21 protein-coding genes and 1 other RNA gene are annotated in these 20,773 nt (G+C 33.8%); 4 read left to right on the top strand and 18 right to left on the bottom strand.

The window, feature by feature from the left end; all coding sequences use genetic code 11:
• Positions 1 to 6: 6 nt before the first annotated feature.
• On the bottom strand, positions 7 to 1,281 hold the full coding sequence (locus tag A9G12_RS08215) for an amino acid permease (RefSeq protein WP_065565355.1): 1,275 nt from the start codon (positions 1,279 to 1,281) through the stop codon (positions 7 to 9).
• Between the two features lie 243 nt (positions 1,282 to 1,524).
• On the opposite strand from A9G12_RS08215, the gene A9G12_RS08210 reads away from it, so the two are divergent.
• On the top strand, positions 1,525 to 2,496 hold the full coding sequence (locus A9G12_RS08210) for a LysR family transcriptional regulator (RefSeq protein WP_065565354.1): 972 nt from the start codon (positions 1,525 to 1,527) through the stop codon (positions 2,494 to 2,496).
• A 124-nt stretch (positions 2,497 to 2,620) separates the two neighbouring features.
• Here A9G12_RS08210 and A9G12_RS08205 read toward each other — a convergent pair whose 3' ends face one another.
• From A9G12_RS08205 to A9G12_RS08145, 13 genes are all read right to left on the bottom strand, one after another.
• Positions 2,621 to 3,166 (bottom strand): 5-formyltetrahydrofolate cyclo-ligase, encoded by a 546-nt coding sequence (locus A9G12_RS08205; RefSeq protein ID WP_065565353.1) that lies wholly within the window; start codon positions 3,164 to 3,166, stop codon positions 2,621 to 2,623.
• A 24-nt stretch (positions 3,167 to 3,190) separates the two neighbouring features.
• Positions 3,191 to 3,371, bottom strand: a non-coding RNA gene (gene ssrS, locus A9G12_RS08200) — 6S RNA.
• A gap of 65 nt (positions 3,372 to 3,436) precedes the next feature.
• The gene (gene zapA / locus A9G12_RS08195) at positions 3,437 to 3,721 is read right to left on the bottom strand and encodes a cell division protein ZapA (protein WP_065565352.1); all 285 of its coding nucleotides are present in this window, start codon (positions 3,719 to 3,721) and stop codon (positions 3,437 to 3,439) included.
• 7 nt (positions 3,722 to 3,728) lie between these two features.
• The gene (gene dxs / locus A9G12_RS08190; protein ID WP_065565351.1) at positions 3,729 to 5,585 is read right to left on the bottom strand and encodes a 1-deoxy-D-xylulose-5-phosphate synthase; all 1,857 of its coding nucleotides are present in this window, start codon (positions 5,583 to 5,585) and stop codon (positions 3,729 to 3,731) included.
• Between the two features lie 27 nt (positions 5,586 to 5,612).
• Positions 5,613 to 6,482: a (2E,6E)-farnesyl diphosphate synthase gene (ispA, locus tag A9G12_RS08185; RefSeq protein WP_065565350.1), complete on the bottom strand. Its 870-nt coding sequence runs from the start codon at positions 6,480 to 6,482 to the stop codon at positions 5,613 to 5,615.
• Positions 6,475 to 6,720 (bottom strand): exodeoxyribonuclease VII small subunit, encoded by a 246-nt coding sequence (gene xseB / locus A9G12_RS08180; protein WP_065565349.1) that lies wholly within the window; start codon positions 6,718 to 6,720, stop codon positions 6,475 to 6,477. Before xseB ends, ispA begins: the two co-directional genes overlap by 8 nt.
• A 133-nt stretch (positions 6,721 to 6,853) precedes the next feature.
• Positions 6,854 to 8,197: a DNA recombination protein RmuC gene (gene rmuC, locus A9G12_RS08175; protein ID WP_065565348.1), complete on the bottom strand. Its 1,344-nt coding sequence runs from the start codon at positions 8,195 to 8,197 to the stop codon at positions 6,854 to 6,856.
• Positions 8,198 to 8,199: 2 nt separating this feature from the next.
• Positions 8,200 to 9,174: an elongation factor P--(R)-beta-lysine ligase gene (epmA, locus tag A9G12_RS08170; RefSeq protein ID WP_065565347.1), complete on the bottom strand. Its 975-nt coding sequence runs from the start codon at positions 9,172 to 9,174 to the stop codon at positions 8,200 to 8,202.
• A 70-nt stretch (positions 9,175 to 9,244) separates the two neighbouring features.
• Positions 9,245 to 11,599 (bottom strand): glucans biosynthesis glucosyltransferase MdoH, encoded by a 2,355-nt coding sequence (mdoH, locus tag A9G12_RS08165; protein ID WP_065565346.1) that lies wholly within the window; start codon positions 11,597 to 11,599, stop codon positions 9,245 to 9,247.
• A gap of 21 nt (positions 11,600 to 11,620) precedes the next feature.
• Positions 11,621 to 13,183: a glucan biosynthesis protein G gene (locus A9G12_RS08160; protein WP_065565345.1), complete on the bottom strand. Its 1,563-nt coding sequence runs from the start codon at positions 13,181 to 13,183 to the stop codon at positions 11,621 to 11,623.
• 18 nt (positions 13,184 to 13,201) lie between these two features.
• Positions 13,202 to 13,867, bottom strand: a complete 666-nt coding sequence (locus A9G12_RS08155; protein ID WP_065565344.1) for a hypothetical protein — start codon at positions 13,865 to 13,867, stop codon at positions 13,202 to 13,204.
• A gap of 158 nt (positions 13,868 to 14,025) precedes the next feature.
• Positions 14,026 to 14,268: a YecH family metal-binding protein gene (locus tag A9G12_RS08150; RefSeq protein ID WP_065565343.1), complete on the bottom strand. Its 243-nt coding sequence runs from the start codon at positions 14,266 to 14,268 to the stop codon at positions 14,026 to 14,028.
• Between the two features lie 199 nt (positions 14,269 to 14,467).
• Positions 14,468 to 16,408, bottom strand: a complete 1,941-nt coding sequence (locus tag A9G12_RS08145; protein WP_065565342.1) for an exoribonuclease II — start codon at positions 16,406 to 16,408, stop codon at positions 14,468 to 14,470.
• Positions 16,409 to 16,544: 136 nt separating this feature from the next.
• Here A9G12_RS08145 and A9G12_RS08140 point away from each other — a divergent pair, with 136 nt between their 5' ends.
• Positions 16,545 to 17,294 carry an alpha/beta fold hydrolase gene (locus tag A9G12_RS08140; protein WP_065565341.1) on the top strand — a complete coding sequence of 250 codons (750 nt, stop codon included), beginning with the start codon at positions 16,545 to 16,547 and terminating at the stop codon, positions 17,292 to 17,294.
• Positions 17,295 to 17,313: 19 nt separating this feature from the next.
• Here the strand turns inward: A9G12_RS08140 and A9G12_RS08135 are convergent, their stop codons facing one another.
• From A9G12_RS08135 to A9G12_RS08120, 4 genes are read right to left on the bottom strand one after another with little or no spacing between them, the layout of a single operon-like run.
• Positions 17,314 to 17,637, bottom strand: a complete 324-nt coding sequence (locus A9G12_RS08135) for a prepilin-type N-terminal cleavage/methylation domain-containing protein (RefSeq protein WP_065565340.1) — start codon at positions 17,635 to 17,637, stop codon at positions 17,314 to 17,316.
• Positions 17,630 to 18,067, bottom strand: a complete 438-nt coding sequence (locus A9G12_RS08130) for a DUF2509 family protein (protein ID WP_065565339.1) — start codon at positions 18,065 to 18,067, stop codon at positions 17,630 to 17,632. The genes A9G12_RS08135 and A9G12_RS08130 overlap by 8 nt, the downstream gene beginning before the upstream one ends.
• On the bottom strand, positions 18,051 to 18,614 hold the full coding sequence (locus A9G12_RS08125; protein WP_065565338.1) for a prepilin peptidase-dependent protein: 564 nt from the start codon (positions 18,612 to 18,614) through the stop codon (positions 18,051 to 18,053). Before A9G12_RS08125 ends, A9G12_RS08130 begins: the two co-directional genes overlap by 17 nt.
• A complete protein-coding gene (locus A9G12_RS08120) occupies positions 18,608 to 19,084 on the bottom strand; it encodes a hypothetical protein (protein ID WP_065565337.1) in 477 nt (158 codons plus the stop codon). Before A9G12_RS08120 ends, A9G12_RS08125 begins: the two co-directional genes overlap by 7 nt.
• A gap of 221 nt (positions 19,085 to 19,305) precedes the next feature.
• Here A9G12_RS08120 and dapD point away from each other — a divergent pair, with 221 nt between their 5' ends.
• A complete protein-coding gene (gene dapD / locus A9G12_RS08115; RefSeq protein WP_065565336.1) occupies positions 19,306 to 20,130 on the top strand; it encodes a 2,3,4,5-tetrahydropyridine-2,6-dicarboxylate N-succinyltransferase in 825 nt (274 codons plus the stop codon).
• Between the two features lie 109 nt (positions 20,131 to 20,239).
• A complete protein-coding gene (locus A9G12_RS08110; protein WP_065565335.1) occupies positions 20,240 to 20,731 on the top strand; it encodes a YajQ family cyclic di-GMP-binding protein in 492 nt (163 codons plus the stop codon).
• Positions 20,732 to 20,773: the final 42 nt, after the last annotated feature.

Below are 20,773 nucleotides of genomic sequence, written 5' to 3'. Positions count from 1 at the left end.
TTCTATTTATTCGAAAAATTTTAAAAATGGTGAAAAGCATAGTAATACACCAAAAAAAGCTATAAACCAAATAGAGAATCCTTTAAATTTATTTAGTTTTTCGACTTTGTAAACTAAATAACAAGGGATAAGGCATGGTACGATACCGAATAGTGGAGCACCTAATTGCATAAAAAATAATATTGAAAAACGTGTGGAAACCCATAACCATAAAGCAAGGATTACAAAAATACACACAGAAATATGTAAAATTCTTTTGTTGATTTTTTCTTTTGGTATAAATCGGCTGATGATATTAATTGCGAGTCCTTTTATAGATTCTTGAAATCCTAGATAAATACCTAAAAATGCAGTTAAAACAGCAAAAATATTCAATAATGCTGTCATTATTTTCACTATAGATCCAGGAATAACTTGGGCAGCAATAGCCAAAGCTGAAATATTTTGTTCAAACGCAGATACGGCTTGTTCGTGACTAATTGAAAATGTAAAAGAAAAAGCAAAAAATAGCACCGCAATAGCAAGTATGATATAAGCAACTCTGTTAGCTCTAATGGCACGATAAGTGGCTATTTGCTTATTACTTTCTATTTTTCGATAAGCTATATTCATTGGACTTAATATTTGAACAAAAAGTATAGAGAAAAGTGCAAATGGCAGAGTTAATAAAACATCTCTAAAAAAGTCAAGAATAGGTGGAAATGCAGTAATATTATTAAAGTTCCAATGTGGAACCATAACAACACCAAGTAATACTATAATACCAAATTTTACCACCACCATTGGACCAGAAACTTTAAATAATAAACGTTCTCCTTGTGCTGCAATGGACACTAAAATAATTAAGATAACTAATCCATACCAGATATGGTCGGATAATAATTCTTCTGTAACCCCAAATGTTTTCAAATATGAAGCACTATCAAAGGTTACGGCTAAAGAATATGAGAACATGCCGTGTAATAGCATTAAAAAATAAGCAATTCCCAATATCATGCCTACATTTTTACCTAAATATTGAGTTATGACACTAGTATAATCTTCACAATCATCTGTTTCTGATAAGGTTTTTAAATATAAATTTTGTAATAAATAAAGAGCGGGATAAGCTATAACAATTGCTGCAATAAATACCCATATTCCTTTAATACCTATTTGTACTGGCATAAAAACAATCCCCGAACCGATTGCCATACCAATACATAAAATTACCCATCCAATATCATAGGCGGTAAAAGGAATTTTCTCTTTCGTTTTTTGGCTTATGGTATTATTTGGCATGTTATTCTCCTTTTCCCATTTAATAATTTTAGTTTCCTTCAGTAACATAATAAAAAATAACAATAAATAAAGTTTGTGTACAATGTCAATTATTAAAAACACTTTTGCGTTCAAAGCAAAAATTGATGGTGATCACATTTAAAAATGAAAATTATTGTAACTGTGAACTTTTATTTTTAAACAATTCAAAAATACTCTATGCTTATGTTATATGAAAACTATTAATTGATACCAAGAACTACAATGACAGGAACCACCAACACTTTTGCATTAAAAACAAAAATTGATAACTATTCAATTTTCAAACAATTAGAAGTATTTATTAAAATTGTCGAATGCAATAGTTTATCTGTCGCCGCCCAAAAATTAAACTTGACTCCATCAGCAATTAGCCGAACTTTAACTAAATTAGAAGAACAATTAGGGGTTATGTTACTTAAACGAACTACTCGTAATATTATTCTCACTGATGCAGGAAATTATTTATATAATCAAGCTAATAACTTATTAGCTAATTTAGATAAGTCATTAATTAAAACAGCAAGTTTTTATACTCATCCTCATGGTCAACTAAAGATTACCTGCTCTATAGCATTTGGTACCTTGCATTTAATGCGCTTATTTGGTGAGTATAAAGCTAACCATTCTGAAGTTAGCTTGTCTGTGGATTTAAATGATCAATTAGTAAATCTGAATGAAGAAAATTTCGATATTGCATTGCGAATAACTGCAACACCACCAGATAATTTTGCACTACGAAAAATTTGTCCGATTAATTGGGTTTATTGTGCAAGCGCTCAGTATTTAGAGCAAAAAGGCATACCAGAAACTATAAAAGATTTAGATGATTATGATTGTCTGATTAATCCAAATATTTCTCATGCATGGCAATTCAAAGATGAGAATAATAATGTTATTTCAGTAAAAGGAAATAATACGATTTTAGCTAATAGTACTCTAGCATTAGTTCAAGCGGCATTAACTCATCAAGGAATAGTTTACTTACCTACTTATATGTTAGGTGAACATTTAAAAGCGAAAGAACTTATTCCATTATTTTTACCTAAATATGATAAAGAGAATACTACTTATAATCTTTACGCACTTTATTGTCCAAGCAAATACCATGATCCTAAAATACGTAGCTTTATCGATTTTTTAGTAAACCAATTCGAAAATGATGTGTTTTGGGATGAATGGATGCAAGATTATTGAAATAATATAAGTATATGTTAATTGTTATCATATCACTATGAATACGTAATCAGGGTCACTCAAACGGACAATATAGTTTTGTATTTCAGTAAAATAAAATTATGATCTGCGTTTGATATGGGATTTAAGCATAAATAATTTCAGGTAACTGCACATCCCAAGGATTATTTGCTATTTTTTCTACTTTTTGACAAGCGAAGGCAAGGCCAATTGGTAAGATTTGTTGTTGTTGATAATTAGCCAACATACGATCATAGAATCCCCCCCCCATTCCCATGCGATAGCCTCTATCATCAAAGGCAACTAATGGGGTGAAAATAATGTCCAGATCTTGATAAGGAATGACATCTAGCACATTTAAAGGTGGTTCTAGTATACTAAATTGATTTTTAACTAAAGTCGTTTGATTTGTGTATTTTAAAAAAAGTAAATGTGTGGGTACAAATGGGTGAATTATTGGTAAATAAACTGATTTATTTTGTTGCCATAAGTACTCAATAATAGGTTGGGTATTGACCTCACCATCAAATGATAAAAATATGGCTATATTTTTTGCTAGATGCACATTGGGATGAGCAGTAATTTTTTGATAGATGGTCTGTTGAGCAACTTGCCGTTGGCTTGATGATAGCTGACGCCTATTTTGACGCATGGTTTGACGAATATTCATTGGTTTTCACAATAAAAATTAGATAGGCTCTCCAAGATGTCGTTGGGGTCGTAACCCTTGAACCCAAGGTTCAAGGTGAACTAGTGCTTTAATTTTTAGGTTTCCTTACAAGTAAGGCATACTCACCAATCAAAAATCACTTCGTTCTTAAGTTTAGAATATCGGCTCAGGGGACTAACCCTCATCGCGAACATCCCAGAGATATATATCATAATACAAAATTTGGAAAATCATACAATAACATTTTTCGTAAATTTACAATTTAAAGCGTTAATTGTTGGTATTTAAAGCAGAATCAAGTAATTGTTGTAGCATTTTCAATCGATTACCAAATTCTTCATTTTTTTCTTTTTCTTTTGTGAGTTCATACGAAATATTTAGTGCTGCAGTCATAATCAGTTGTTCACCACCAACATGGGGTGATTTCTCACGCAAATTAATTAGGCGCTTATCTAAATCTTTTGCTGCAGTACTTAATGCCTCTACTTCATCAACTGGACAATTGAACTTTAAAGTTCGTCCGAAAATTTGAATAGTGACAGCTTGAGTTTCCATAATTAACCTATTGTTTTATAAATTCATTAATTTTTTTAATAATTTGTTCACAGTTTAATCCAATCTCTTTTCTCATCTCACATTGAGACCCTTGCGGAATAAACTCGTCAGGTAATCCGATGTTTAAAATATCACATTTTATTTTTCTCGATAATAAAAATTCGCAGACTCCACTGCCAGCGCCACCTTTAATACTATTTTCTTCAACAGTAACAAGTATATTATGTGTTTGACTAATCTGCAAAATTAGTTTTTCGTCTAATGGCTTAACAAAGCGCATATCAATTACTGTAGCATTAAGTTGTTCAGCTGCGTGTAAAACTTCAGGAAGTAATGTGCCAAAATTGAGTAAAGCTATGGTATTGCCTTCTCGACAGATTTTAGCTTGTCCTAATGGGATTGCTGACAGTGGCATTAAAGCCACTCCAAGTGCATCGCCACGAGGGTAACGTACTGCAGCAGGCCCATTATGTAAATACCCGGTATAGAGCAATTGTCGACATTCATTTTCATCACTTGGTGTCATAATGACAAAATTAGGTATACAGCGTAAAAAGCTAAGATCGAAAGATCCTTGATGAGTTTCACCATCAGCACCAACAATACCAGCACGATCAATAGCTAATAAAATTGGCAGGTTTTGAATCGCAATATCATGGATCACTTGATCGTAAGCACGCTGCAGAAATGTCGAATAAATAGCTACGATTGGTTTGAAACCGCCAATAGCAAAACCTGTTGCTAATGTCACTGCATGTTGTTCAGCAATAGCTACATCAAAGAATTGCTCAGGAAAACGTTTAGCAAACTTAGTCATACCTGAACCTTCACTCATTGCCGGCGTAATGGCAATTAGACGTTGATCGTTTTCTGCCATTTCACACAGCCAGTCGCCAAAAACTTGTGAATAAGTTGGTATTGATTTAGGGAGTGCAGGGATCACGCCATCAATTGGATTAAACTTAGGTACACCATGCCATAATGTTGGATCTTTTTCAGCAGGAGCATAACCTTTACCTTTTTGCGTTATTACATGTAATAACTGTGGACCTTTTAATTGACGAACTTTTTGTAATGTCGCCACCAAACTTTCAATATCATGCCCGTCAATTGGGCCAATATAATTAAAACCAAGTTCTTCAAATAAGATGGCGGGAGTTACTAAACCCTTTAAATGTTCTTCCGTTTTTTTTAAAAATTCTTTTAAAGGAGGAATATTTGATAGCACTTTTTTGCCACTTTCACGGAACGAGGCATAGGCTCTGCTAGATAAAATTTGGGCCAAGTGTTGATTTAGCGCTCCGGTATTTTCAGAGATTGACATATCGTTATCGTTAACAATTACTAACATGTCAGGTTTTATGTGGCCGGCATGATTCATGGCTTCAAATGCCATGCCTGCAGTTAAAGCGCCATCACCTATTACAGCAGCAATTTTATGACCAGTATGTTTTTTTTGTTCACTAATTGCTAATCCTAGCGCAACACTAATGGATGTTGATGAATGACCAGTAGTTAGCACGTCATACTCACTTTCATTCCGGTGTGGAAATGGGTGTAACCCGTTCTTCTGCCGTATAGTTAGCATTTGGTCTCGGCGGCCAGTTAATATTTTATGAGGATAAGCTTGGTGACCAACATCCCAAATAATTTTATCTAATGGAGTCTGATATACATAATGAAGTGCAGTGGTTAACTCAATTACTCCAAGCCCTGATGCTAAATGACCACTGGATTGACTTACGCTAGCTAATAGAAATTGCCTTAGCTCGTGACAAATTGCTGGCAACTTTGACTGAGGGTAACGCCTTAAGTCCTCAGGCGAATTTATTTGCTTCAATAATGGGTAATTATCTAAATTCATTATGTAAATTTATCTTTTAGTTAATTGTTAACTATTTCGATTAATAATATAACCAGCAAGATCGAGTAATGGTTGACTATTATAAGGTATTTGTTCAAGACTAGCGATAGCTTGTTGATAAAGTTGTTGGGTCATATTTATGGCATTCTCAAGGCCAATTAATGCTGGATAAGTACTTTTTTGATGCACGATATCAGAACCTCGCGGTTTACCCATTATTGCTTGTTCTCCAATAATGTCTAAAATATCATCCTGAATTTGAAAAGCTAGTCCAATAGCTTCAGCATAGCTATCTAAAGCATGATAATAAGGTTTGGCAATATCGCCACTAGCAATTGCTCCTAAACGTATCGCCGCTTTGATTAAAGCCCCTGTTTTATAGCAATGAATTTTTTGCAGTTGCTCTAAACTAATTGATTGATGCTCAGCCTGTAAATCCAGTGATTGTCCTAAACACATGCCAGCAAGACCACTGGCTTGAGCAAGTTCCTTAATCATATTGATTTTTGATTGATCATCAATTAGTTGCGTTTCTGATAATAATGTAAAAGCTAAACTTTGTAAGGTATCACCAGCCAAAATAGCTTCGGCTTCATCAAATTGGATGTGACAAGTTGGTTTACCTCGGCGTAACTCATCATTATCCATCGCTGGTAAATCATCATGAATTAATGAATAAGTATGAATGGCTTCAATTGCGGCAGCTGGAAAATCGAGTTTAGCTAATGGACAATTAAACATTTGGCCTGTTAGATAAATTAGAATAGGGCGGATGCGTTTGCCACCAGCAAGCAAACTATAACTAACTGCTTGTTGTAGTTTGGAATTAGGATATTGCGCAATAGTTACTGCTAAAAAAGCGTCAATTCGTTGTTGTAATAATTTATGGTTATTCATTATTATCAGTTAAATATTCGGATAATTCAGCATCACTATTTTCAGTTAATAGAATTTGAATACGCTGTTCAGCTTGTTGCAATTGTTGTTGACTCGTACGCGCTAATTTTACACCTTTTTCAAATTCATTTAATGCTTCATCTAGCGGTAAGTCACCACTTTCTAATTGAGCTACAATGGTTTCAAGTTGCTTAAGTGTTTCTTCGAAATTAAGTTCTTTTTCTTGTTTTTTTACCATGTTGTATTCCTTTTGGTATTAGATAAGTATACTCGCATTTTACTTAATGATGAATCAATAATTTTATATTGAGACATATACTTGACCTGAAACATCTTTACAATAAATTTAATTATCATCGTAGCTGTTAACTTTAACTTTGAGAGTTTAATTCGTCGGTAGCTAACAAGGCAATATCCGGATTAATTGGTTTTTTTACTTCAACACCTAATTCACGAAATCGTTCAATTTGTCCAATCACATTACCTCGCCCTTTAGATAATTTATTCATTGAGCTTTGATAAGTTTGCTGTGCTTTATCTAAGCAATTACCTAAGTTTTCCATGTCTTCAACAAAACCTCGGACTTTATCATATAATTTACTGGCTTTATCAGCAATGAGTTCAGCATTACGATTTTGATATTCATAGCGCCATAAATTATGAATAGTGCGTAAAGCAACCATAAGAGTCGTTGGGCTGACAATCATAATGTTATTTTTCAAAGCATCATTAATTAATCCTGGATCATGATCAATAGCACTTAAAAAAGCTGGTTCAACTGGAATGAACATCAAAATATAATCTAATGAATTAACACCAACAAGTTTGTGATAGTCTTTTTGACTTAATTGCTTTAAATGATTACGTACAGCAGTTAAATGTTCAGCCATTGCTTTAGTTTTAATAGTTTCATCATCACTATTAAAATAACGTTCATAAGCTACTAAGGTAACTTTAGAATCTATAATGACATCCCCACCTTGCGGTAAATGGACAATGACGTCTGGTTGCAAGCGTTGATTATTTTCATTGGTTAAACTAACTTGAGTTTCATATTCATAACCAGCTCGTAGTCCTGAATTATCAAGGATCTGGCTAAGGATAAATTCACCCCAATTGCCTTGAGTTTTATTATTACCTTTTAAAGCATTAGTGAGGTTAGTTGCCTCTTTGGTCATTTGCTCATTAAGTTGTTGCAAGTTACGAATTTCATGAGTTAGTGTATGCCGTTCTTTGGCCTCTTGCCCAAAACTATCTTGAACCTGTTTTTTAAAGCCTTCCAGCTGCTCTTTAAGAGGCGCAAGCAAAAAATCAAGGCTTTGCTTATTTTGTTGCTCCATTTTTTTACCACTGTGCTCAAAAATACGATTAGCCAAATTTTCAAACTGGGTAGTTAGTCGTTGTTCACTTTGCTCAAGGATTGTTTGGCGTTCTTGTGTGGAAGTTAATGTTTCTTCTAAGCGAGTTTTTAGTTCACTGATTTTAATATTCTGATCTAAATTTTGTTGTCGATACTGATTTAATTCGTTTTCTAACCGCGTCACTTCATCAATTAACGTTTTATTTTCTTGGTTTTTCTGTTCCAATTGTAAATCGAATAATTGCCTGCTATTGTTATGGGCAAATTGGGATTTCAATAACATAACAACTAAAACTAATGACACTAAAGCAATAATAATCGCAATCCATTGAGTTGAATCTAACCAAGCAAACATAATTAAGCCCTATCAAAAGTGAATGAGATTACATCATCTAGTGTCATAGTATTAAGCGCTAACATTATTAAGCGGTCCAAGCCAACTGCAACACCTGCACAATCAGGTAAACCAGCTTCCATAGCAGCTAATAATGTAATATCAATATTTTGTGTCGGTAAGTTTAGACTAGTCCGAGCTTGATTATTTTGTTCAAAACGTAATTTTTGTTCTTGAGGATTAGTTAATTCTTTAAAACCATTAGCCAGTTCCACACCTTTATAATAAAACTCAAAGCGGCTAGCAACCCGGTGATCTTCGGGACTAATTGCCGCTAATGCTGCCTGTGAAGCAGGAAAGTTAAAAACAGCAGTTGGTTTATCTTGGCCTATATGCGGCTCCACCCCAAAAGTAAATAAACACTGTAATAAGGTATCTTTATCACAATTTTCTGTGTTAAAACCGATATTAAGTTGATTTATAGCATTGGTTAAAGTCGCCTGATCAGCTTCAAGCGGATCAAGGTTAAGATGACGTTGAAATACTTTTTGATAGGAGACGCGTTCAGCTGGCTCACAATCCAAAATATTTTGTAGTAGATCGTCAACTTCATTAATCATTTGCATCATGTCAAACTGGATGCGGTACCATTCAAGCATAGTAAATTCGGGATTGTGATAACGACTAACTTCTTCATGGTTACGAAAACACTTACACATTTGATAAATAGGGCCACTACCAGCAGCTAATAACCGTTTCATGTGATATTCAGGGCTAGTAATAAGGGACATCTTTTGCCCTTGCAGTTCATCCACTTCTCCTGGTTTAAAAAATAGCGTGTGGAATGAACTTAAATGGACATCAGTAACGGCATATTGACTCATGGCAGGTGTTTCCACTTCTAATATACAGCGATCAGCAAAAAATTGCCTAACCTGGGAAATAATTTTTGCGCGCTTAAGTAAATTATCTATAGATGCAGTTGGTTGCCAAGTCATAAAAATATCCGTGGATGCTAATTAATTACTAAAAAGAACAGAAATAGGGCCGTAACCCTATTTCTTATTGCTACTGTTCATTTTGCCATATTGTGAACAAATTGTCGTATTTTTCTTGTTCCAGCCAAATATGATCGTGTAAAGCGGAAAGAAGGATAGGATCTTCTAAAATTGCTAATTGTTGTTCTTTGCTGATTTTAGTTAAATCAACTTGTTGATAATGTGCAATAAGTTCTAATCGTCGTTGTTGAATTTTATCATTAATTAAATGTCTGGAAGTGGATAAAGCACAAGCCAAGGCATTATAAACAGGATCAACTAATGCCATAATAAAACCATGATCAACAATATTAGCTTCGGTGTTGACTAAATATTCGCCGGTTAGAGTTACGGCTCGAGCAGGATGAGTTTCTTCAGGCGTTAAAAATAATCCGGCTTTTTTAGCTTTCATACCAATGCTAGAAAGTCCTGATACGCGCACCACAAGTGGAGAAATAGTTAATGGAATAAGAATAGCAATATACCAGTAAGTAAATTGTGGATTTAACCAAATAATTATCCATAGCCATATAATGCCTAATAGAGATAGTGACCAACAGAAATAAAAAGATTCACCCCAAGTCAATACGTCATCATTTCTTGATGGTGACTTCCATTGAATTTTGCTACCTAACCAAGCTTTTAATACGAATTTACTATGAAAAATCATTCGAATTGGTGCTAAAATCATGGACCATACCATTTCAACTAAGATCGATAACGTTAATTTAAAAATACCACCCACATCTTTGGCTCCAGTCCTAGCAATAATAATACCGTAACTAAAGAATTTTGGGGCAAACAGTAATACCATGGTAGTAGATAGCAGTTGGATAGCTAAATTTTCATCCCATTTCGGCCAAGTTGGATAGAATTGGTTTGGTTGGAAAAAATATTGTTGATCTGAAAGATTAAATACTAACAACAACAAAGTGGAGAAAAATAAAAATACCAACCACAATAATGACGAAATATATGCCATACCACTAGTAGCAAACATTACTCGGTGGGTTAAGGTAATTCCACTTTTGAAAATTAATTTTAGATTAATTAAATTACCCATACACCAGCGGTTATCACGCTTAAGATCCTCAATCATATTGCCCGGAAGTTCTTCATAACTACCATTCATATTATAAGCAATCCAAACGCCATAACCTGCTCGGCGCATTAACGCCGCTTCTACCAAATCATGTGATAAAATATGTAACGGAGTTTTACGTTTTTTTAGTGGGGATAATATACAGTGTTCAATAAATGGTTTTAAGCGAATCATGGCATTATGGCCCCAATATTGAGCCTCACTTAATTGCCAAAAATGTGTTCCCGAACAAAAAATATCACTATAAATTTGGTTAGCAAATTGTTGAATACGTCCATATAGAGTTTTCATTCTGACCGATTTCGGTGGGGATTGTAAGATCCCAGCTTTGGGTGTCATTTCCATCATGGCAATCATGCTTATAATACAATTGCCGGTCATGATGCTATCGGCATCGAGAATCATCATATATTCATATAAATGCCCCCAACGCCGACAAAAATCGTCGATATTACCACTTTTACGTTTTACGCGGCGTTTACGATGTCGATAAAAAACATTGCAGCCATTATCTGTTTTTTGTGCATTAAAATCCGCCCAAGCTTTTAGTTCATTAACATAAAGATCAGGATCGTTGGTATCACTTAAAATATAAAAATCGCAAGACTCAGCATGTCCGGTTTCTACTAATGATTGATAAGATGCTTGTATCCCTGCAAAAACACGCGCTACATCTTCATTACAAATTGGCATAACTAGTGCAGTACGGTGTTTAGCGTCAATATGTGCAGCAGGATCTTTAGGGATCGAAATGGTATAACGGTCTTTGCCCATTACCGCCAGAATTAACCCCATAATACTAGTCCAGAACCCAATTGATATCCAAAGAAACAAAATGGCAAATAGTGCGACTATAATCCATTGTATAATATAAGGAATGATACTATAAACTGCTAACTCAGGGTTTATGTTCCAATTATTCATAAAGTTGATTTGTTGCCAACTTTGATAGGGTAATAAGGTTGATAGGTAACTAGTGGCATAGTATGTTTGCACTACAATGAATATTAACATAATAAGTCTGCGGATTAATGCAATTATATTAATATTTAACTTCGATTTAGCTTGGTAACGCTTATTCCATTTTTGTGGTTGTACGGCAACCCGATCAACATTAGGGTAACTAGGCTGTTGCATTCTATCATCGTTAAATGACGAAGTGTTACCAATATGGCTTAAGCGATATTTTAAAAAAGCTAGTTTATCGGTTATGGTAGCATTGTTTTTAGCTTTCTGACGCCAACTTTCAGCGTCAGAAAGGTTTACAAAGTAATCTTTTTTCATGATGTTATCGTTTTATTATAATTATTGCGCAGGATACTGCCCACTCCATGTTTCAGACAAAACTTCATTAGTTTTTTCTGACGCCAATTGTATGCGTATATCAGTGGCTTTTTTGTTATCTTCAACATTAAAGCGTACAATAACTCGCCAGCCTTTAATAACTGGGTTGTATTGAGCTTCACAACTAACTATAGAACCATTATTAATGCTAGAGATTACTTTAACTGGTATTTGTTCAGATAATTGCGGACCAGCGAAGTCAATAACATAAGCATTAGAACCATCAAGTTTACGGATTAAGTTAGCTTGTTTAATATCACCTAATGATAAACGGGTACTAATTGCTCTAGCTATATTATCAGGATAGCGTTGCAAATCGTTTAAAGAATAATGTAAGCGATATTTAATGTCTAAAGTATCACCTGCTTCATATTGTTTTTTAGGTACCCAATAAGTAACTATGTTATCGTTAGTCTCGTCAGCTGTTGGGATTTCAACCAATTCAACACGACCTCTTTGCCAATCACCTAAAATTTCGGCCCAAACACTAGGACGTTGTTCATAATGATCATCGAGATCTTGATAATCATCAAAACCTTTATCACGTTGGATCAAACCAAATGCTTTTGGGTTATCTAAACTGTATGAAGAAAATGATAAACGCTTAGGATTATTTAAAGGGCGCCAGATCCACTCATTATTATTAGCTAAAATAGATAAACCATTAGAATCATGCATTGCCGGGCGATAGTTTAAAATAGGCGATGGCATATTTGGTCCATATAAAAACATACTAGTTAAAGGCGCAATACCCAGTTTTTTAACAGGATTGCGGAAAAAAACTTTTGCTTCAACAGTGATAGTGGTATCAACACTTGGTATTAAAGTGAGCTTATATGCTCCAGATACGCTGGCTGAGTCAAGTAAGGCATAAATAACTAAATGTTTTTGATTAGGTTCAGGCCTTTCGATCCAAAATTCTTTAAAGCGAGGAAATTCTTCACCTGACATTTCACCAGTATCAATTGCTAACCCGCGAGCTGAAAGACCATATCTTTGATCCTTACCTACAGCTCGGAAATAACTACCTCCCAAAGCGGTAAAAATTTCATCATCGGTTTTGGTTGGGTTATTAATTGGGTAATGGACTTTAAAACCAGCAAATCCTAAATTCTTAGTATCAAGATTCTCTAAATTTACTTTGCTTAGATCAAAATAACTAGGATCAAATTTGATTTCATGAACTTGATTATTGATTATTTCATTAATCTTAACAGGGGTATCAAAATACATACCTTCATGATAAAACTCAAGTTTAAATCGACTTTTGCGATCACCCCAATAAGCTTTGGAATGATTAAATAAGATTTTCTGATAATCAGCAAATTGCAATGATGCTAATTCATTAGGGATGTTTTTTTCTGGGTGTGCATAAGCTTGTTTAGATAGTTTTTCTGCTTGCGTCACGACATCATTAAACGAAAAAGCCCATGAGGAAAAACTAATACAAGCAATGGAACATGCTCCTAGTAACTTATAAGCTATCGTTTTACTAAAATGACTAGTTGGTAATAAATTAAGCATAAAATACTCGCGTTAGTATTATCTAAAAAGGTTGAAGTAATTGATGATGTTATCCTTTGGATCATCCAAACATTTTTCCACATAGTCTGCTTTTATTTCTTGAAGCATACTTGGGTTTTCATCAATTAAAAAATGAGAATAGCTGTCTCTGGAAACCTTGGTATATAGTGACGACATATTTTGTTCAGACATTCTAAATAATGGTTTGAAATGTTTAGAAATGTTCGCTTTATCATTAGTGTAAATCGCGGCAACAAAATCAGCTGATAGTTGGCAATATTTATCAATATTTATTTGCGTTGCTTCGATTTTACTTAATTCAATATTGTGTTCTGTTTGGTTTTCTTCAATTACTCTTTTTATTTGCACATCATATTTTAGTTTATAGTATTCTTGAAGATAAAAATTTAAAACACAGGATGTTTGGTTTTCATCACCGCTACAAGCTAATATACCGCGTTTAGTAATATAATCATCAAAATTTTTATCGTTCACAAATTGTAGCAACCTATTTTTGGCATCAACAACAAAAGGGTTATTATGCTCTGTTTGTTGTTTTAAAGCTGTCAATTGATCTATTTCCACCGGTTGTTCTTTTTTTACAGATTGTGAAATAGGTTTCTTGGCGCAACTTATAACAAGAATAGAGACGATGGCACATGTAAGGATATTACTTATTTTCATATATAAAATTCCATGAACATATTCTTGAGTGGTAATTTCAGTTAAAGCTACAATACCTATAGCAGTAGCGCGAAATTATATACTCATATTCTTATAAATACACTAGGTTAATTAATTAAATTTATAAAAATGCAATGCAAAATAATTGTCCTAATCATTTAATGGTTACATATTTTTTTAGTATCGACCGTAAACTTAGTTTCATTAGAAACAGCGGGCTTAAATTTGCCTCTTTCTTTAAGAAAATTTATTAGTTGCTGTGCATTCATATCTGATTTTGAGCAGGTGTGGAATTTGGCATCTTTTCCAAAGCGCTGTTCAATAGCTTGAAGTAGGGAAGATTCTGTATAATTATTTCCATCCATCATATGTAAAACTTCATGCCCATGAACTGATAACATAATTCCCTCTAGCTATTGTTAATCAAGTGATAATACTTATTTTTAATGAATTGAGAAAGATAGCAGATCTAATTAAGAAAAAAAAGAGTCTAATTGTTAAAATATAGTCAAATATTGGTGGCTTACCTCTATAATTAGAGGTAAGTAGTAATTGATACTTTGAATAGATTAATGTCGAAGGTATAGTATTGTGCTCGGGCTATTCATTTATCGCTATTTTGGCAATAATGGTCTGATTTTCATTTTTGACTTGGTGAATTGATATAGGAATAGTGTCAGCAAGCTTATAACAGATATCATCTTTAATTTTTATGCTTCCGGCATCCGGGAGTGCCAAGATTTCATCGCGTACTGCATGAATCATCGACAGTGGCACAAACGCAAAGGCTCCAATATCCGTTAAGCGTACACGTGCGCCACCACGATTAATATCAATAATTTCAGCGTTGTAACTGTCCCCAATTTTATTGGTTAAATATTGTGCATAAAGATTTTCAGCAATATCACGTTCAGCATAACGTAGCATTTTACGTCTTTCATTCATGATTTTGAGCTGTTCTTGATCTGGTTCTATTAACTGTTGTGAGCGAATGTATGCTTTGATTAAGCGATGATTAACCATATCACCATATTTACGAATAGGCGACGTCCAAGTTGCATAAGACTCAAATCCCAAACCAAAATGTGGTTGTGGTGTAATGGAAAAATCCGCTGGGCATTGAAATTTACGTAACCGAGCAGTTAAAAATGCATTATCTTCAATCTGACGCCGTAGTTGCAAATAACCTTCAAAAGATAACAATGAATCTTTATCAAAATCAGTTATACCGTTATCAGTCAAAACTTTTAAAATTTGTTCGATATATTTATTATCAAACCCTGAATGAATATTGAAAATGCCAAAGCCAATATGGTTTTTTAATTGCCAAGTTAAAGCTTGATTGGCTATTACCATAGCTTCCTCAACTATCCGGTGAGCAATACGCCGAGAATCCTTAATAATTGTTTTAACTTGGCGATTCTCATCGAGAATAAAACGATAGTCATTATTGTCTTTGAATACTAAAGCATGGGTTTGTCGCCAATTCATTCTTATTGTAGCTAAACTAGATAGTAGTTTAAGTTGTTCGGGTAATGTTGGTTGATCGGCTAATAATTCACTGCCATTTTCCAAAAAATCAGACACATTGTTATAAGAAAGTTTGGCTTTAGATTCAACCCATGCGGGCATAAAACAAATATCATCATAGATAATATTACCACTGGCATCGAGATTAATTTTGCATACCATGGCCGGACGTTTTTGATTGGCATGTAATGAACATAAATCATTAGCTAATTTGCTAGGTAGCATTGGGATGTTAAAATCAGGCAAATAAGTAGTGAAATTCCTGATTTTTGCAATTTCATCAATTTGACTATCAGGTAAAACATAAGCAGTTGGATCGGCAATAGCTACCATAAGTTGATAGTTACCTTGCTCATCTTTTGCTAGTGAAATAGCATCGTCCATATCTTCAGTATCTTCGCTATCTATAGTAAAGAAGTTAACATCAGTTAGATCTACACGATTTTCAATTTCACTTGCATGCATAGTTAAGGTTTCAGCTTGTGGTGACTCCGATTCTAAATCGTAACGCGCCAAGGTTTTTAACCATAATTGTAAAGGAGAAGTACTTTCAGCAATAAAACGAGTAATTTCAGCTAAAAAAACATTTTCTTCCTTATCTAATGGGTGAGTAACTAGTGTGGCAACCACCCAATCACCTTCTCGCAATTTTTCTGATACTTGTTTATTAACTTTGCAACGGATGGCAAAATTAGCAGGCATATTTTCCGGATAGATAACCATAGCCCGATCTTGAAAACCAATTTTACCAATAAATTTTTGTAAACAGCTTTCGATTAATAGTTCTGGCTCGAATGATTCTTTGTCTTTATTATTGATGATTGAGCCGGATACTTTATCGCCATGACAGACCAGTTTCATTTTAGAAATTGGGATAAAATAGCTGGTTTTATTATCAACATCTAAAAATCCAAAGCCTTTGTCATGGGCGCGAACAACGCCTTCAACCCGAGGAGTTTGTTCATGGAGTTCTTGCTTTAATTGTGCGAGTAGAGGATTATTTTGAAACATGTAACTTAATATCATTAATAAAATGAGTCTTGAATTCTATCACAGTTATTTAGATTGTGAACATTGAATTAATTCAAGATAAGTATTAAAAAATACGTATACTTGATGGCATTAATATAACTAATAGAGTGGTTTTATGAAATTAAACTATAAGCTACAAGGTAGCGGGGCTGCAATTTTTTTTCTGCATGGTGTTTTTGGAAGTTTAGACAATTTGAATATGTTGGCTAAAGATTTACAATTAAATTATCAAACTATTCAAGTCGATATGCGTAATCACGGGCTTTCACCATGGTCTGATAAGATGACATTTCAAGCGATGGCTGATGATATTGCTGAACTGTGCCATGATTTGTGCTTGCAGAATGTTATTTTCATAGGACATTCAATGGGAGGTAAAGTCGCTTTGCAATTGACGCAAATAATTCCTGATATTATTGAACGAATTGTGGCGATCGATATTGCCCCTGTTAAATATCCAGTTTCAACTAATGCCTTGGTATTAAAAGCGTTAGCACAATGCTGTAATATAACGGATAAAAAACAGATTATCAATATAATGAAAGCTAATGGTTTGTCTGAACCAACTATCATGTTTTTACTAAAATCTTACAAAAATGGCCAATGGTTATTTAATATTGATGTTATTATTAAACAATACGCTAGCCTCTGTGATTGGTCGTCGATTTCACCCTGGTTAAAACCCACATTATTTATTAAAGGTGGTAACTCTGATTATATTTGCGAAGCCGATTATGAGAAAATCTTTCAACAATTTCCTTATGCTAAAATAGAGACAGTTATAGGGGCAGGACATAATGTTCATGCCGAAAAAACGACTCAAGTTTTGCAGATCTTACACCATTGGTTAAATAATCACAGTTGATTTTACTGTTATTTATCAATCAATTACAAAATAGTCGCTGTTGCATAATCTTTTTATGTTGTAGTGGAATAATACTAACCACTACCATTTTACAATGAAAATCAAGAGATTTACTGTCGATATTATATTGCCAGTCTGGTGGTAAAAGTTGATTATTAATTTGTGGATAGCTATCAAGTAGCTGATAAGCTATCTGATTCGCACTGAGTTTTATTGATAAGTAGTGATATTTATTTAATAGAACTTGTTGATAATTAATAAAGCCAACTAGAATGATTGCCAACAGTACTACTGCAACCATTACTTCGATCAAACAAAATCCATTAATATTCTTTTTATTCACAATCGATACTCTTTTTTTCTGGACAATAATCAAGCCAGTGCCCCTTTTCAACCACTAATTGGTTATTATCAAAATGAGCTAAAGTATAAAGAAAAAAATCCTCAGCCTCACCACGCACTAATACATAATTATCAATAGTTAATAAAGATTTTTTTATACACGCTTTTAGTTGATACGTTGCTTCATTGGCACATTGCCAACTTGCTGTTGGGACCGCCCAATGTTGGTTGAGAGCCCAAGTTAATGATGAACTAGCATGATTAAATTTTTGGTAATAGAGATTTTCCATAACAACTGTTTTTTGCCATGAATTAATTAATAGATTAAATCCGGTTAATAATATCAATCCAACCATCATCAAGACAAACACCATCACTATGGTACTAAAACCAGAAAATGTAGTATTGTCTGCATCAGAATAAATTTTCATTTTTAACTATTTTAGTAATCTGATAATTGATTTGCTTATTATTAATTAGTTCGGCAGCTAATAAAATTTCAATACTGTTTGTTCTCTGTTTTATCACAAAACGAGTGATTTTAAATTTAGATGGATCAAATAGTTTTTCCCAATTACTGCCTTGGCAATCAAGCGTTCCTGTTTTGTATTCAAGATTATTTTTATGATAACGATAAGCAAATATATCTGAGTTTTTTTTATAAAATGGATCATAAATCCAATCACTGCGAATTTCATTATCATAACGAATAATGATGCAATTTTGTTGGGAATTAATTTCTAGAGCTTTGGTGGTCATTTTCATTGGATCATTGGCAATAAACCCAGCTCGGCGAATATCTTTGGTAACCCCTATTAATGTTTGATGAATAGTATTGCGTAACTGAATTTTTTGATTATATTGCATTATATTAGTTTGCAATTGTACATAAAATGAATTGCAGCCAATAATTATTAAACTCGATAATATAATACTGATTAACATTTCCAGTAATGAAAAACCTGATACTTTTAACATTGAGGTAAGCCTGCTAAAAAATTATTTTGGCTACAAAAGCGAATGCGTCCGCGAAAAGATATAATGACTTTAGTCATCCCTATGTCATTTTTGAGTTGAAATGACATGGTTTGTGCCATATTTCTTCTTCCCCAAAAAGAGATTGTTTTTTTGTCGGTTAATCCATTTATAACAACTGATGCATATGGTTTATTAAATTTAAGCAACCCTTGTTCGCAATTATTTGGACGTTCCTCTTTGGTTACAGCTAAGCACCAAGGTGATGAAAAATGGTAAAGATTATAAGTATCATTATGCGTATAAGCCATGACTTGAACTTCATTTAAAAAATAGGCTAGTTGTTGAGTGGTGACAATTAATTCATTGCGAAGTTGTAATGACTTCCATTGTTGGATCCCAATAGTTGCTAAAATTGTGGTAATACAGGTGAAAACCAATACTTCTATTAAGGAAAATCCTGCGTTTGGCATAATTATGTTCTTTAGAAAAAATTAACATATCATGATGTTATCAATAAGTTACCAATTGGCAGGAGGATTTTTATTATATTGGGAACAGCATCGCAAATTTTTAGGTTTTTACTAGCTGAATTTTGTAGATATGACAAACCGCTTAAAAAGCGTTACATATTATATTATACTGTAACCTTATTTTATTGGTTAACTGACACATAAGTTAAAGGAAACTTTAGATGCAACAATTACAAACTATTATTGAAACAGCTTTTGAACATCGTGCAGATATTACACCAACAAGTGTAGATGCAAGAACTCGTGATGCGATTAATCAATCTATTGCATTATTGGATAATGGTAAAATGCGAGTTGCTGAAAAGATTAATGGTGAGTGGGTTACTCATCAATGGCTAAAAAAAGCGGTGTTGCTCTCATTCCGTATTAATGAAAACCAACTAATTGATGGCGGTGCCACTAATTATTATGACAAAGTACCATTAAAATTTGCTGAGTATGATCAAGCAAGGTTCCAACAAGAAGGTTTCCGTGTGGTGCCATCAGCTATTGCTCGTAAAGGAGCCTATGTTGCGCGCAACACAGTGTTAATGCCATCTTATGTAAACATCGGTGCCTATGTTGATGAAGGTACTATGGTTGATACTTGGGTAACCGTTGGTTCATGTGCACAAATAGGTAAAAATGTGCATTTATCTGGTGGTGTTGGAATCGGTGGTGTATTAGAACCATTACAAGCTAACCCAACTATTATCGAAGATAACTGCTTTATTGGTGCGCGTAGTGAAATTGTTGAAGGTGTCATTGTCGAAGAAGGTTCAGTTATTTCGATGGGTGTCTTTATTGGTCAAAGCACTAAAATTTATGACCGAGCAACTGGAGAAGTGTATTACGGACGAGTTCCAGCCGGTTCGGTAGTGGTTTCAGGTAATTTACCGACTAAAGATGGCAAATATAGCCTTTATTGTGCGGTTATCGTTAAAAAAGTGGATGCTAAAACTTTAGGTAAAGTTGGTATCAATGAATTATTGCGTACTATTGATTAATAGTATTATTTAGATTTTTGCGCTACTTCAATTAGTGGGTAGCGCATTTTTTTAGTTATTTTAAAATAATTAGTTATATTGTTTATAACAATTAAGAAGAGGAAAGTTTATGCCTTCTTTTGATATTGTATCTGAGATCCAAATGCCCGAAGTTAAAAATGGTGTTGATAACGCCATACGTGAGTTAGCAACTCGTTGGGATTTCAAAAATGTTGAAGCTTCATTTGAATTAAATGAAAAAAATGAAACCATTAAAGCAACCAGTCAATCTGATTTCCATGTACAGCAGTTATTAGATATTCTCCGTGATAAACTAGCTAAACGCGGTATTGATAGCGGAGCTTTAGAAATTCCTGAAGAGATGGAGCACAGCGGTAAACTCTATAGCATTACTGTTAAGCTTAAACAAGGAATTGATAAAGAATTGTCCAAGAAAATAGTTAAATTAATTAAAGACAGTAAAATTAAAGTGCAAGCTCAAGTTCAAGGTGAACAAGTACGGGTTACCGGCAAATCTCGGGATGATTTACAAGCAACAATGGCTTTAGTTAAAAATGCAGAATTAGGCCAACCATTTCAATTTACTAATTTTAGAGATTAGCCCAATACATAATCTGTTACTTGGCTAGCTAATACTGGTGAA

It is taken from the genome of Gilliamella sp. wkB112 (assembly GCF_001690685.1).
In the GTDB taxonomy this organism is placed as follows: Bacteria; Pseudomonadota; Gammaproteobacteria; order Enterobacterales; family Orbaceae; genus Gilliamella; species Gilliamella apicola_J.
Note: the sequence above shows the minus strand (reverse complement) of the source record. Positions and strands in the feature narration are given on the sequence as shown.